The 12,501-nt window shown below is 62.6% G+C and carries 10 protein-coding genes; 6 read left to right on the top strand and 4 right to left on the bottom strand.

The annotated features are described in order from the left end of the window. Positions 1–5: 5 nt before the first annotated feature. A complete protein-coding gene (gene copM / locus NKJ04_RS02925; RefSeq protein ID WP_352439733.1) occupies positions 6–398 on the bottom strand; it encodes a CopM family metallochaperone in 393 nt (130 codons plus the stop codon). A 42-nt stretch (positions 399–440) separates the two neighbouring features. Then, complete coding sequence (locus tag NKJ04_RS02920; protein ID WP_352673421.1) at positions 441–2,945, bottom strand: heavy metal translocating P-type ATPase; 2,505 nt, start codon at positions 2,943–2,945, stop codon at positions 441–443. Between the two features lie 186 nt (positions 2,946–3,131). Here NKJ04_RS02920 and NKJ04_RS02915 point away from each other — a divergent pair, with 186 nt between their 5' ends. From NKJ04_RS02915 to murJ, 3 genes are all read left to right on the top strand, one after another. Next, on the top strand, positions 3,132–3,950 hold the full coding sequence (locus tag NKJ04_RS02915; RefSeq protein ID WP_352673418.1) for a glycosyltransferase family 25 protein: 819 nt from the start codon (positions 3,132–3,134) through the stop codon (positions 3,948–3,950). A gap of 79 nt (positions 3,951–4,029) precedes the next feature. Then, the gene (locus NKJ04_RS02910; protein ID WP_127289968.1) at positions 4,030–6,831 is read left to right on the top strand and encodes a [protein-PII] uridylyltransferase; all 2,802 of its coding nucleotides are present in this window, start codon (positions 4,030–4,032) and stop codon (positions 6,829–6,831) included. A gap of 46 nt (positions 6,832–6,877) precedes the next feature. Continuing rightward, positions 6,878–8,476, top strand: coding sequence for a murein biosynthesis integral membrane protein MurJ (gene murJ, locus NKJ04_RS02905; protein ID WP_352673416.1), 1,599 nt, complete (start codon positions 6,878–6,880; stop codon positions 8,474–8,476). Between the two features lie 61 nt (positions 8,477–8,537). On the opposite strand, the gene NKJ04_RS02900 is transcribed toward murJ, so the two are convergent. Continuing rightward, entirely contained in the window at positions 8,538–8,735 is a 198-nt protein-coding gene (locus tag NKJ04_RS02900) for a hypothetical protein (RefSeq protein ID WP_050592693.1), read from the bottom strand. Between the two features lie 546 nt (positions 8,736–9,281). Here NKJ04_RS02900 and trpS point away from each other — a divergent pair. The 3 genes from trpS (at position 9,282) to NKJ04_RS02885 (ending at position 11,660) form a co-directional block, all read left to right on the top strand. Beyond that, positions 9,282–10,349, top strand: a complete 1,068-nt coding sequence (gene trpS, locus NKJ04_RS02895) for a tryptophan--tRNA ligase (protein ID WP_023811632.1) — start codon at positions 9,282–9,284, stop codon at positions 10,347–10,349. Between the two features lie 93 nt (positions 10,350–10,442). Beyond that, positions 10,443–10,934 carry a universal stress protein gene (locus tag NKJ04_RS02890; RefSeq protein ID WP_013528063.1) on the top strand — a complete coding sequence of 164 codons (492 nt, stop codon included), beginning with the start codon at positions 10,443–10,445 and terminating at the stop codon, positions 10,932–10,934. 156 nt (positions 10,935–11,090) lie between these two features. Next, a complete protein-coding gene (locus tag NKJ04_RS02885; protein ID WP_023811631.1) occupies positions 11,091–11,660 on the top strand; it encodes a NifU family protein in 570 nt (189 codons plus the stop codon). A 113-nt stretch (positions 11,661–11,773) separates the two neighbouring features. Here the strand turns inward: NKJ04_RS02885 and NKJ04_RS02880 are convergent, their stop codons facing one another. Then, the gene (locus tag NKJ04_RS02880; RefSeq protein ID WP_013528066.1) at positions 11,774–12,391 is read right to left on the bottom strand and encodes a L,D-transpeptidase; all 618 of its coding nucleotides are present in this window, start codon (positions 12,389–12,391) and stop codon (positions 11,774–11,776) included. Positions 12,392–12,501: the final 110 nt, after the last annotated feature.

The raw sequence follows: 12,501 nt of genomic DNA, 5'->3' as shown, positions 1-12,501 counted from the left end.
AAGACTTACTTCACCGGATGGGCGGCGAGCCAGGCCTGCATCTGCTTGATCTCGGCTTCCTGCGCGGCGATGACGCCTTCGGCCAGCTTGCGGATTTCCGGATCCTTGCCGTTGGCAAGCTCGACCTTGGCCATGTCGATGGCACCCTGATGGTGCGGGATCATGCCCTTGACGAAATCGACATCGGCATTGCCGGTATATTCAGATGCCATCATGTCGGCATGCATCTTGTCCATCGCTGCCTTGTAGCCCTCGGTCGAGGGGCTGGTCGCGTCCGTCGCCATGGCGCCCATGTCGTGTTTCATCTCCTCACTTTGCGCCGGAACACTTTCGAGGAAGACGGCAACCAGCATTCCGGCCGCCATCAGCAGCAGCACGAGTTTTTTGGCGAAGGTCATTCATGGTCTCCTGTTGGGTGGTTTCGTATTTGGGGGCTTGGATCAGAGTTTCAATGTTCTCAGCCGCAATGCGTTTGCGATCACCGACACCGAAGACAGGCTCATCGCCGCCGCCGCCAGCATCGGCGACAGAAGCGTGCCGGTGAGCGGATAGAGCACGCCGGCGGCGACCGGCACGCCCAGCACATTGTAGAGGAAGGCGAAGAACAGGTTCTGGCGGATGTTGCGGATCGTCGCCTGGGCCAGCGTGCGGGCGCGCACGATACCGTTGAGGTCGCCCTTGACCAGAGTGATACCGGCGCTTTCGACGGCGACATCGGCGCCGGTGCCCATGGCGATGCCGACATCGGCGGCGGCAAGGGCCGGTGCGTCATTGACGCCGTCGCCGGCCATGGCAACGCCGGCGCCCTTTGCGCGCAGTTCCTCGACAAGGGCTGCCTTCTGTTCCGGCAGCAGTCCGGCGCGGACCTCGTCGATGCCGAGGCTTCTGGCGATCGCGTTGGCCGTGCGTTCATTGTCGCCGGTTGCCATGATGATCCGCAAGCCGCTTTCATGCAGCGCCTTGATCGCCTCGGCCGTCGTTGCCTTGATAGGGTCGGCGACGGCGACGATGCCGGCCAGTTTTTTGTCGACAGCGACGAACATCGCCGTCTTGCCTTCGAGTTGCAACGCCTCGGCCTTGGCCGAGATGGATGCGATGTCGACGCCAAGGTCGGCCATCATCTCGGTATTGCCGAGCGCGACCGTCTTTCCCGAGACCGAACCGGACACGCCCTTGCCGGTGACGGCCTCGAAGGCGCTGGCCTCGGCAACTGTCACGCCGCGCGTAGCGGCGCCGTCGACGATGGCTTCAGCCAGCGGATGCTCCGACCCCTTCTCCAGACCGGCGGCAAGCGCCAGCAATTCCTCCTCAGAAAAACCGTTTGCCGCAACGACATCGGTCAGCTTCGGCCGGCCTTCGGTCAGCGTCCCCGTCTTGTCGACGATCAGCGTGTCGACGGAAGCGAAGCGTTCGAGTGCTGCGGCCTCCTTGATCAGCACACCGGCATGCGCTCCGCGCCCGGTGGCGGTCATGATCGACATCGGCGTGGCAAGGCCGAGCGCACAGGGGCAAGCGATAATCAGCACCGACACCGCCGAGACGATGGCAAAGATCAGGCTGGGCTCGGGTCCAAACACGGCCCAAGCGATGAAAGCGACAATCGCGACTAGGACGACGGCCGGGACAAAATAGAAAGAAACGCGATCGGCTAACCCTTGAATCGGGGCGCGCGAGCGCTGCGCCTTGGCGACGAGCTCGACGATGCGCGCCAGCGTCGTCTCGGCGCCGACCTTCTCAGCGCGCATGATCAGCGCACCATTCTTGTTGAGCGTGCCGCCGGTCAGCGCATCGCCCTCGACCTTCTCTACCGGCAACGGCTCGCCCGTGATCATCGATTCGTCGAGCGAGGATCGCCCTTCCAGCACCGTGCCATCGACCGGCACGGCGTCACCGGGGCGTATGCGCAGGCGATCGCCGGCCTTGACGGCGTCGAGGGGCACGTCGTTTTCGGAACCATCGGCGGCAATCAGCCGCGCGGTCTTCGGCGCCAGATCGAGCAAGGCGCGGATCGCCGAACCGGTCTTTTCACGGGCGCGCAGCTCCAGCACCTGGCCAAGGAAGACCAGTGCAACGATGACGGCAGCAGCCTCGAAATAGACCGGCACCGCACCGCCATGGCCGCGGAACTGATGCGGAAAGATATCCGGAAACAGTGTGGCGACGACGCTGTAGAGATAGGCAGCGCCAACGCCGAGCGAGATCAGCGTCCACATGTTGGGGCTGCGGTTGACCAGCGAGTCCCAGCCGCGGTGGAAGAAGGGAAAGGCGGCCCAAAGCACCACCGGGCTTGCCAGGACCAGTTCGATCCAGACTTTTGCCCGGTCCTCGACCAGGCCTTCAAACATCAAGCCGATCATGGGTGCCATGGCGATGATCAGCAGGGGGACCGACAAGGCAGCGCTCACCCAGAACCGCCTGGTGAAATCGACCAGCTCGGGATTTGGCCCTTCATCGCCCGTCGGCACGCCCATCGGCTCCAGCGCCATGCCACAGATCGGGCAGGATCCTGGCTTGTCGCGGATGATTTCAGGATGCATCGGGCAGGTGTATTGCGTGCCTTTGGGCATCGGCTGCGGTGCCGGCCTGTCGCCGAGATATTTTTGCGGCTCCGCCTCGAATTTCGCTTGGCAGGCGGCCGAGCAGAAGTAAAAGCCCTGGCCTTCGTGGCGGGCAAAGTGCCTGGCTGTCGCGCGGTCGACGCTCATACCGCAGACCGGATCGGTGGCCGTCAGGAATTTTTCCGGCTCGGCGACGAATTTCGTGCGGCAGCCCTGGCTGCAGAAATGATAGGGATGGCCATCATGCTCGGTCGTCGGCTTGCCGGCGACCGGATCGACAGTCATGCCGCAGACCGGGTCGCGGACGACGCTCTTCGTGGTGGGCACGGCGCCTTTTGTCGAGCAGCAGCTACCATGCGCGTGATGATCGTGATCGGAATGCGTCATTCGAAAATGCCTTGATGGATCGGTGTGTGACGTGGAGATAGGGCTTCCAGTAACTGGAAGGTCAAGGGCTGTTTCGACTTTTCTTCTCCGGTCCACGGCGCGTCCATTCTCCCCAGAAAAAGTCTCACGCGGCAACACCACGCCTGCTAGAGAGCGAGCGTCCCGGGGGTGAGATTTTCTTTGGCAATGAAGCGTCTGGTCATCAATCTCGATCGGTCTCCCGATCGCCTTGCCCGTGTGACGGCGGAGTTTGCCCGCATCGGCGTCCCATTCGAACGCGTTCAGGCCATCGACGCACGGGATCGGCCGGACCTGGACCAGCTGCCGCAAAATGTCGGATATCGGAACAGGCTGCCATTGACTGACGGCGAGATCGCCTGCCTGCTCAGTCACCGGGCCTGCTGGGCCGCCATCGCGCAAGGCGACGCTCGCTACGGGGCAATCTTCGAGGACGACATCGTCTTTGCCGCGAAAGCCGGCGCATTGCTTCGCGACAGCCACTGGATTCCAGCCGATGCCGAAGTCGTCAAGCTCGAAAGCTATTTTTGCAAGACCGTGATCCGACGCAAGCGCATTGACATCGGTCACGGCTTTTCCACATCCAAACTCGACGCCGGACATATAGGAACCGCCGGCTACATCATCTCCAGGCAAACCGCGCTCGACCTGATCAAGGCCACCGAGGAGATCGGCATCGCTGTCGACGACATTGTTTTCAACCCCGAGTTTTCGGTTTTGCGAGGCGAGACAATCTATCAGCTTGTTCCTGCGCTCTGCGCGCAAGATCAGTTCCTTGGCGACAGGGCGCTCCAATTGCCAAGCCTGCTCAGGGAAAAGCGGGATATCCAGTGCGCCGCCGGGACCGGGAAACGCAGAAAGACAGCCATAGCGAAGCTCAAAGCCGAGGCACGGCGGATAGGCAAGCGCATTGTCGATTTCTGTCGACTGAAGCGGAGAATGGTTATTCCATTTACTTATCCGAGCCAAAGCTCAGCCGGGTCTTGAACCGGCTTTCAACGCCCCATACCCAGCGCCACGAAAACGCGCTATAGACGCCGCCGAAACGGCAAGGCCGACTGGATATATGGCAAGAATCTCCCTGAAGCTCGACGAATTGATCGACGGCGAAGCCTTGCGCCGCGAGATGACCGCGCTGACCGCGGCCACGGCGGACGATGGCTCAGGGCAGGCCGCGCGCAATGGCGTGCTCCAACTGCTCAAGGGACGACTGGCGGAAGGGCGCGCCATTGCCGAACGAATGCTGATGGACGATGGCGGCGGCAGCGCCTGCGCGGCGCGGCTGTCGCATCTCATGGACGAGATCATCCGGGCGCTCTACGATTTCGCCGTCACCCATGTCTACCGGGTCAAGAACCCGTCCTCGGCGGAGCGCATGGCCGTCGTCGCTGTCGGCGGCTACGGCCGCGGCACGCTGGCGCCGGGATCCGACATCGACCTTCTGTTCCTGCTACCCTACAAGCAGACGCCGTGGGGCGAACAGACAGTCGAATACATGCTCTACATGCTGTGGGACCTGGGGCTGAAGGTCGGCCACGCCACCCGTAACATCGACGAATGCCTGCGCCTGTCGCGGACCGATGTCACCATCCGCACCTCGATCCTCGAAGCACGTTTCCTGTGGGGCGAGGAAAAGCTCTATGATGAACTGATGCTGCGGTTCGATCATGAGGTGGTGCGCACGACCGGCCCCGAATATGTCCAAGCCAAGCTTGCCGAACGCGATGACCGCCATGCCAAGGCCGGCGAAAGCCGCTATCTGGTCGAGCCCAACGTCAAGGACGGCAAGGGCGGCCTGCGCGACCTGCAGACGCTGTTCTGGATCGGCAAATATTTCTATCGGGTGCGTACCGGCGAGGAACTGGTCGACAAGGGCGTCTTCACCGAGGGCGAATACCGCGAGTTCCAGAAGGCGGAGGATTTCCTGTGGGCGGTACGCTGCCACATGCATTTCCTCACCGGCAAGGCCGAAGAGCGGTTGCATTTCGACATCCAGCGCGAGATCGCCGAACGGCTCGGCTACACCACACACCCCGGCCTGTCGGCGGTCGAGCGCTTCATGAAGCACTACTTCCTCGTTGCCAAGGACGTCGGCGACCTGACCCGCATCTTCTGCGCGGCGCTCGAGGAGGAGCAGGCCAAGCACGTTCCTGGCTTCAACCGCATCTTCCTGACTTTCTCCAGGCGCAAACGCAAGCTGGCCGGCACCTCCGATTTCATTGTCGACAACCACCGCATCAACATCGCCGACGACCAGGTGTTCGAGCGCGATCCGGTCAATCTGCTGAGGCTGTTCTGGTTCGCCGACAAGCACGGTCTGGAATTCCACCCTGACGCGCTCAAGCTGCTGACCCGTTCGCTCGGCCTGGTCAACAAGTCGCTGCGGCGCGACGAGGAGGCCAACCGGCTGTTCCTCGACATATTGACCTCGGATCGCAATGCCGAACTCAATCTGCGTCGCATGAACGAAGCCGGACTGCTCGGCAGGCTGATCCCGGATTTCGGCAAGATCGTCGCCATGATGCAGTTCTCGATGTACCACCACTACACGGTGGACGAGCATCTGATCCGCTGCATCGGCGTGCTGGCCGAGATCGAGCGCGGCGACGGCGAAAAGGTCCACCCCCTCTCGCACACGCTGATGCCGGGCCTGAAGAAGAGCCGCGAAGCGCTCTATGTCGCCGTACTGCTGCACGACATCGCCAAGGGCAGGCCGGAGGACCATTCCGAGGCGGGGGCCAGGATCGCCCGTCGGATCTGCCCGCATATGGGGCTGTCGCCTGCCGATACCGAAACCGTGGCCTGGCTGGTCGAGAACCACCTCGTGATGTCGATGACGGCGCAGACCCGCGACCTCAACGACCGCAAGACCATCGAGGATTTTGCCGCGATCGTGCAGTCGGTCGAGCGGCTGAAGCTGCTTTTGATCCTCACCGTCTGCGACATCAGGGGCGTCGGACCCGGTGTCTGGAACGGCTGGAAGGGCCAGCTGCTGCGCACGCTCTACTACGAGACCGAATTGCTGCTGACCGGCGGGTTTTCGGAAGTGTCGCGCGCGCAGCGCACGGCGGCGGCGCGCGAGCGCCTGGCCGAGGCGCTTGCCGACTGGCCGGACAAGGCCCGCAAGCGCTATGTCGGCCAACACTACGAGAATTACCTTTTGACCGTCGATCTCGCAGACCAGTTGCGCCATGCCGAGTTCATCCGCGAAGCGGACGTGTCAGGCAACAAGCTTGCCACCATGGTCAAGACCCACCAGTTCGAGGCGGTGACCGAAATCACCGTGCTGGCGCAGGACCACCCCCGCCTGCTCTCTGTCATCGCCGGGGCTTGCGCCGGAGCCGGCGGCAACATTGTCGACGCGCAGATCTTCACGACGTCGGATGGCCGCGCGCTCGACACGATCCTGATCAGCAGAGAATTCGATCGCGACGAGGACGAGCGCCGGCGCGCCGAACGTGTCGGCCGGCTGATCGAGGACGTGCTGTCGGGCAAGAGCTGGCTGCCGGAAATGATCGAGAAGCGCACCAAGCCGCGGCGCGGCTCCAAGGTGTTCAAGATCCCACCGCGTGCCGAAATCCGCAACACGCTGTCGAACCGTTTTTCGGTCATCGAGGTCGAGGGCCTCGACCGGCCGGGACTGCTGTCGGAGATCACCGGAACGCTTTCCGACCTGTCGCTCGACATCGCATCGGCCCATATCACCACCTTCGGCGAAAAGGTCATCGACACTTTCTATGTCACCGATCTCACTGGCCAGAAGATAGATAGCCCGGCCCGCATCGCCACCATCCGCAATCGGCTGATGGCAACGCTCGAAGGCATCGTGCCCGAACGCGGCGGCAAGCCCAGGGCGGCGGCCGAGTGACAACGACCATCACTTTGTCCCAATTGCGCAGGCAGTTCCCAAAAGCATGAGCCTCGTCAAGAAATTCGCAACGGTCGCTTCCGGCACGCTGATGAGCCGCGCGCTCGGTTTCGGCCGCGAGATGCTGATGGCTGCTGCACTCGGTACCGGACCGGTTGCCGATGCCTTCAACGCCGCTTTCCAGTTTCCCAACACCTTTCGCCGGCTGTTTGCCGAGGGGGCCTTCAACGCCGCCTTCGTGCCGCTGTTCGCCAAAGAGATCGAGACCCACGGTACCGAAGGCGCCAAGCGCTTTTCCGAGGAAGTATTCGGCGTGCTGTTCACGGCGCTGCTGGCGCTGACGATCATCATGGAACTGTCGATGCCGCTGATCGTGCGCTATCTGGTGGCGCCGGGTTTTGCCGGCACGCCGGGGAAGTTCGACACCACGGTGACGCTGGCGACGATCATGTTTCCCTATCTGATCTGCATGTCGCTGGGCGCGATGATGGCGGGCATGCTGAATTCGCTGCGCCGCTATTTCGCCGCCGCAGTGGCACCGGTGTTCCTCAACATCATCCTGATCGGCGTGCTCGCCTATGCCTGGTACAAGGGCTCGGATGCCCTCGCAGTCGGCTACGGGCTGTCCTGGGGCGTGCTTGCCGCCGGACTGGTGCAGTTGGCGATCGTCTGGGTGGCGGTGCGCCATGCCGGCATCTCGATCGGCTTTCGCCGTCCCAAAATGACGCCCGCGGTCAAGCGGCTGCTGATCCTGGCGCTGCCGGCGGCCATCACCGGCGGCATCACCCAGATCAACCAGCTGATCGGTACGGCGATCGCCTCGGCGCAGAACAGCGCGGTGTCCTCGCTCGCCTACGCCGACCGCATCTACCAGTTGCCGCTCGGCGTGGTCGGTGTTGCGGTGGCGATCGTGCTGTTGCCCGAACTGTCGCGGGCGCTGAAGTCGGGCAATCTGATCGAGGCGGCCAATCTGCAGAACCGCTCGGTCGAGTTCACGCTGTTCCTGACCTTGCCGGCAGCCGCGGCACTCTGGGTGATGTCGGAACCGATCGTGCGGCTGGTCTATGAGCGCGGCGCGTTCGCCGCCAACGGATCGACGCCGACGGTGGCGGCGATCCTGGCCATCTTCGGCCTCGGCCTGCCGGCCTTCGTGCTGATCAAGGCGTTCACCCCAGGCTATTTCGCCCGTGAGGATACGCGCACGCCGATGATCTTTGCCGCCATCTCGGTGGCGGTGAACGTCACCACGGCGCTGACGCTGTTTCCACGGATGGGGGCGCCCGGCATTGCGGTGGCCTCGGCCGTCGCCGGCTGGGTCAACGCGGTGATGCTGCTCGGCGTCTTGATCCGGCGCGGCCATTGGGGCCGCGACGTACCGCTGATGAAGCGCATTCCACGTCTGGTGCTGTCCGCCGTGGTGATGGGCGCTGCGCTCTATTTTGCCGAACACTGGTTCGCCATCAGGCTTGGGCCGGGCTCGCCGCTGGTGGTCAAGGCGGCGACGCTGCTGTCGCTGGTTGCCGGCGGGGCGCTGCTTTATTTCATCACCGCGTTTGCCACCGGCGGCGCCGATTTCGGGATGATCCGGCGCAATGTCGGACGGAAAGGATCGCCGCCGACTAGGGAACAGTCTCCAGATCCGTGAGCCGGAATTTATTGCAATGTCCCACCCCTCATTGCGACGATAGCGGCTGCTTCGACAAACATTAGTCTTCTCCAGACAATTCGTCGTAGACGGAGGGTGGCAAGGTGTTGCGCGCCTGCCCCCTCAGTTCAATTCCGAGTTCGGCCCGAAGCCGTGCCGCGGTCTCCAGCGGCGTCTCGCGGCTGCGCCTGCGCTGCAGTGCCTCTTGCATACCGACCACGCCGGCGGGGCGCTTCTGACCTTCAGATCCGGTGGGCATTCAAGGCGTCTCCTCCAAGGTCGCTATGTAATGCACCCGGCTGCCGCTCGCGTACATGATGAAGTGCTTGTTGCCAAAGCGGTCGTTTTTGACAGTGAGCGACGTAGTGAACCGCGGAGCGTTTCGTGGCAATGGGGTCGTGGCGACGGGTGGCAGATGGCTCGCGGCTAGCCGCGATAGAAGCACGACTAATTGCCCTTCGGCCAGCGACTTCTCTGGGATGGAATCCTCCCATTGATCGGGCGCCCCGTGGCGTACAATCTTCCAAACTCGCGCCAAGTCTCCGGCCCCTGCTTTCCGCGAAGCATATAGGTGCTTTCGCATATTTCAAATTTCAAACCGAGACACTCCCGGTTTCTTGTCCCTGTTCCTTATAGTCTGCTCCAAGGCCCAATGGCCTCTTGATCCTCTCACCGCTCTCGTCCATAAGCGCGCCGTCGCAAGACTTTCGCCGCGCGCGGTTTCCAGCCGCGTGATTGGCTCCGAAAAGTCTGCAACTTTTCGGAATCACGCTTATACGGCCCTCCACAAGCCATGAGGACAATCATGACCGCCTTCAAGCCACTCGTCTTTTCCGGTGTCCAGCCGACCGGCAATCTGCACCTCGGCAACTATCTCGGCGCCATCAAGAAATTCGTCGCCCTGCAGGACACCTCCGATTGCATCTATTGCGTCGTCGACCTGCATTCGCTGACAGCTCAACTCGTTCATGAAGACCTAGCCGACCAGACGCGGTCGATCACCGCTGCGTTCCTGGCCTCGGGCATCGACCCGAAGAAGCACATCGTCTTCAATCAGTCGCGGGTCATGCAGCATGCGGAGCTCGCCTGGATCTTCAATTGCGTGGCGCGCATCGGCTGGATGAACCGCATGACGCAGTTCAAGGACAAGGCCGGCAAGGACCGCGAGAACGCGTCGCTCGGCCTGCTAGCCTATCCTTCGCTGATGGCTGCCGACATCCTGCTCTACCGTGCCACCCACGTGCCGGTGGGCGAGGACCAAAAGCAGCATCTGGAACTCACACGCGACATCGCGCAGAAATTCAACAACGACTTCTCCGACCGCATCGCGGCCCTTGGCATCGGCGTCGAGATGCAGGTCGGCGAAGAGACCGTGAACGGCTATTTCCCGCTGACCGAGCCGGTCATCGGTGGGCCGGCGGCGCGCATCATGTCGCTGCGCGACGGCTCCAAGAAAATGTCCAAATCGGACCCGTCGGATTTGTCGCGCATCAACCTGACCGACGATGCCGATGACATCTCGAAGAAGATTCGCAAGGCCAAAACCGACCCGGAAGCGTTGCCGAGCGAGCTGGACGGCCTGGCCGGCCGGCCCGAGGCGGAGAACCTGGTCGGCATCTATGCGGGTCTCGCCGAGATGTCGAAGGCGGATGTACTCAAGGAATTCGCCGGCCAGCAGTTTTCCGTGTTCAAGCCGGCCTTGGCCGATCTTGCAGTGGAAAAACTGGCGCCGATCGCCAGCGAGATGCGCCGCATTTCGGATGACCGCGCCTATGTCGACGCGGTGCTCAAGGATGGCGGCGAGCGCGCCGGCGTGCTGGCCGAAGCGACGATGAAGACGGTGCGCGACATTATCGGCCTGCTGCAGGGCTGATCGCGACATCGGGTGCACTGGCACAAGGCCGGCGGCTTGCCGCCGGTCCCCCGCAGTGGCAGATTGCGGCCGCACGACACCGAGTAGATAGACATGGTCTCCAAACGCCTCAGCCGCGAAGCCGGCCATCGCAGGAAATTCCTGACGATCATCGACGACACGCCGGAATGCGAGCGCGCCGTCGCCTATGCCTCGAAACGGGCGCAGAGCACCAGCGGCACGCTGGTGCTGCTCTATGTCATCGTGCCGGACGATTTCCAGCATTGGCTGGGTGTCGAGAAGATCATGCGCGAGGAAGCCAACGCCACGGCGCGCGCCGCACTCGACAGCTATGCCAACAAGGTGCGCCAGAAGCTCGGCATCGAGCCCGAGATGGTGGTGCGCGAAGGCAAGCCGACGGAAGAGATCCACAAATTGATCGAGGAAGACCAGGACATCGCCATCCTGGTGCTGGCCGCCGGTGCGGGCAAGGAAGGCCCTGGGCCGCTTGTCGGCGCCGTGGCCGGCAAGGGTGCCGCCTTCCCGATCCCGGTGACTGTCGTGCCGCAGAACCTGTCGGACGAGGAAATAGACAGCCTGGCCTGAGATTTTGCTCTTCAGGTGATGCCGCTCCGATTTTGGGCGCGAAAAAACATTCCGCCAGCCAGCCGTTCCGGCGATGCGTTTCGCTTGAATGTCCATCCAATTGAGCCTATTTAGAATTGTTCCAAACTAGATGCCCAAACGGGCACGGAGACGGCCATGTTCATCCAGACCGAATCGACGCCAAACCCGGCGACGCTGAAATTCCTGCCCGGCAAGGAAGTGCTTCTGGAAGGCACCGCCGATTTCCGCGATGCCGACAGCGCCGCCGTCGCCTCGCCGCTGGCCGGCCGGCTGTTCGAAATTCCTGGCGTCACCGGCGTTTTCTTCGGCTATGACTTCATCACCGTGACCAAGGATGGCCCCGACTGGCAGCATCTGAAGCCGGCGATCCTCGGCGCCATCATGGAGCATTTCATGTCCGGCGCGCCTGTCATGGCCAAGGCTGGCCCGGCCGCAGAGACCAGCCAGACCGGTGAGTTCTACGACAAGGCCGACGAGGAGCTGGTCATCACCATCAAGGAACTGCTCGATACACGGGTGCGCCCGGCGGTCGCCCAGGATGGAGGCGACATCACCTTCCGCGGCTTCGAGAACGGCACGGTGTTCCTGCACATGAAGGGCGCCTGCGCCGGCTGCCCGTCCTCGACGGCGACGCTGAAGCACGGCATCCAGAACCTTCTGCGCCATTTCGTGCCGGAAGTGCAGCAGGTCGAGCAGGTCTCGTAGAGACCTCCTTCTCGACGCATTAGAGGCAAACAACAAAAAACCGGGCCGAATTGCCCGGTTTTCTGCTTGGGACGTCCGTTGTTGCCTAGACGGTCCGCGTACGAAAACTGCCTCTAGAGAACGATGACCTTGGCGCCGACCGAGGCGCGGTCATAGAGGTCGATAATGTCCTGATTCATTAGGCGGATGCAGCCAGACGACATAGCCTTGCCGATCGAATTCCACTCCGGGCTGCCATGCAGGCGATAGCCTGAATCACCGCCCTTGTTGAACAGGTACATGGCGCGCGCGCCGAGCGGGTTCTTCAGGCCCGGCTCCATGCCGCCGGCAAACTTTTCCAATTCCGGCTGGCGCTGGATCATCTGCCTCGGCGGCGTCCAGGTCGGCCATTCGCGCTTGAGCGCAATGTGGGCGGTGCCATGCCACTCGAAGCCCTCGCGGCCGACGCCGATGCCGTAGCGAATGGCCCTGCCGTCGCCCTCAATGAAGTAGAGGAACTTGTTCTGCGTATCGACGATGATCGTGCCCGGCTTTTCCGGGCTGTCGTAGTTCACTTCCTGCCGATGGTACTTCATCGGCACTTTCTCGATCGGGATGCGCGGTAGCTGATAACCGGCGTCGGTGACCGCGCCGTAGTCGTTGGAGAAGATCTGCGAGCCGATGGTGCTGCAACCGGCGATAGCAGTGGAGAGCGCCAGTGCGGCGATGATTGCAAACGACTTCATGCGCATCAGGTGATCCGGTGCCCCGCCCAAATTCGGCGGCACGAGTCGGCCGCTCTCTCATCGTCATTCATGCTGGCATTTGCTTTGCTTGCCAAGCGCGCGATGCCTATATGCCT

Origin of the sequence: Mesorhizobium sp. M0618, assembly GCF_040320765.1 — a bacterium.
In the GTDB taxonomy this organism is placed as follows: Bacteria; Pseudomonadota; Alphaproteobacteria; order Rhizobiales; family Rhizobiaceae; genus Mesorhizobium.
This window is presented reverse-complemented; position numbering and strand designations above follow the sequence as displayed.

What these genes read in the sequence shown, in the direction of transcription:
- copM (WP_352439733.1), bottom strand. Translation starts at nt 398, where the DNA reads ATGACCTTCGCCAAAAAACTCGTGCTGCTGCTGATGGCGGCCGGAATG.
- NKJ04_RS02920 (WP_352673421.1), bottom strand. Translation starts at nt 2,945, where the DNA reads ATGACGCATTCCGATCACGATCATCACGCGCATGGTAGCTGCTGCTCG.
- NKJ04_RS02915 (WP_352673418.1), top strand. Translation starts at nt 3,132, where the DNA reads ATGAAGCGTCTGGTCATCAATCTCGATCGGTCTCCCGATCGCCTTGCC.
- NKJ04_RS02910 (WP_127289968.1), top strand. Translation starts at nt 4,030, where the DNA reads ATGGCAAGAATCTCCCTGAAGCTCGACGAATTGATCGACGGCGAAGCC.
- murJ (WP_352673416.1), top strand. Translation starts at nt 6,878, where the DNA reads ATGAGCCTCGTCAAGAAATTCGCAACGGTCGCTTCCGGCACGCTGATG.
- NKJ04_RS02900 (WP_050592693.1), bottom strand. Translation starts at nt 8,735, where the DNA reads ATGCCCACCGGATCTGAAGGTCAGAAGCGCCCCGCCGGCGTGGTCGGT.
- trpS (WP_023811632.1), top strand. Translation starts at nt 9,282, where the DNA reads ATGACCGCCTTCAAGCCACTCGTCTTTTCCGGTGTCCAGCCGACCGGC.
- NKJ04_RS02890 (WP_013528063.1), top strand. Translation starts at nt 10,443, where the DNA reads ATGGTCTCCAAACGCCTCAGCCGCGAAGCCGGCCATCGCAGGAAATTC.
- NKJ04_RS02885 (WP_023811631.1), top strand. Translation starts at nt 11,091, where the DNA reads ATGTTCATCCAGACCGAATCGACGCCAAACCCGGCGACGCTGAAATTC.
- NKJ04_RS02880 (WP_013528066.1), bottom strand. Translation starts at nt 12,391, where the DNA reads ATGCGCATGAAGTCGTTTGCAATCATCGCCGCACTGGCGCTCTCCACT.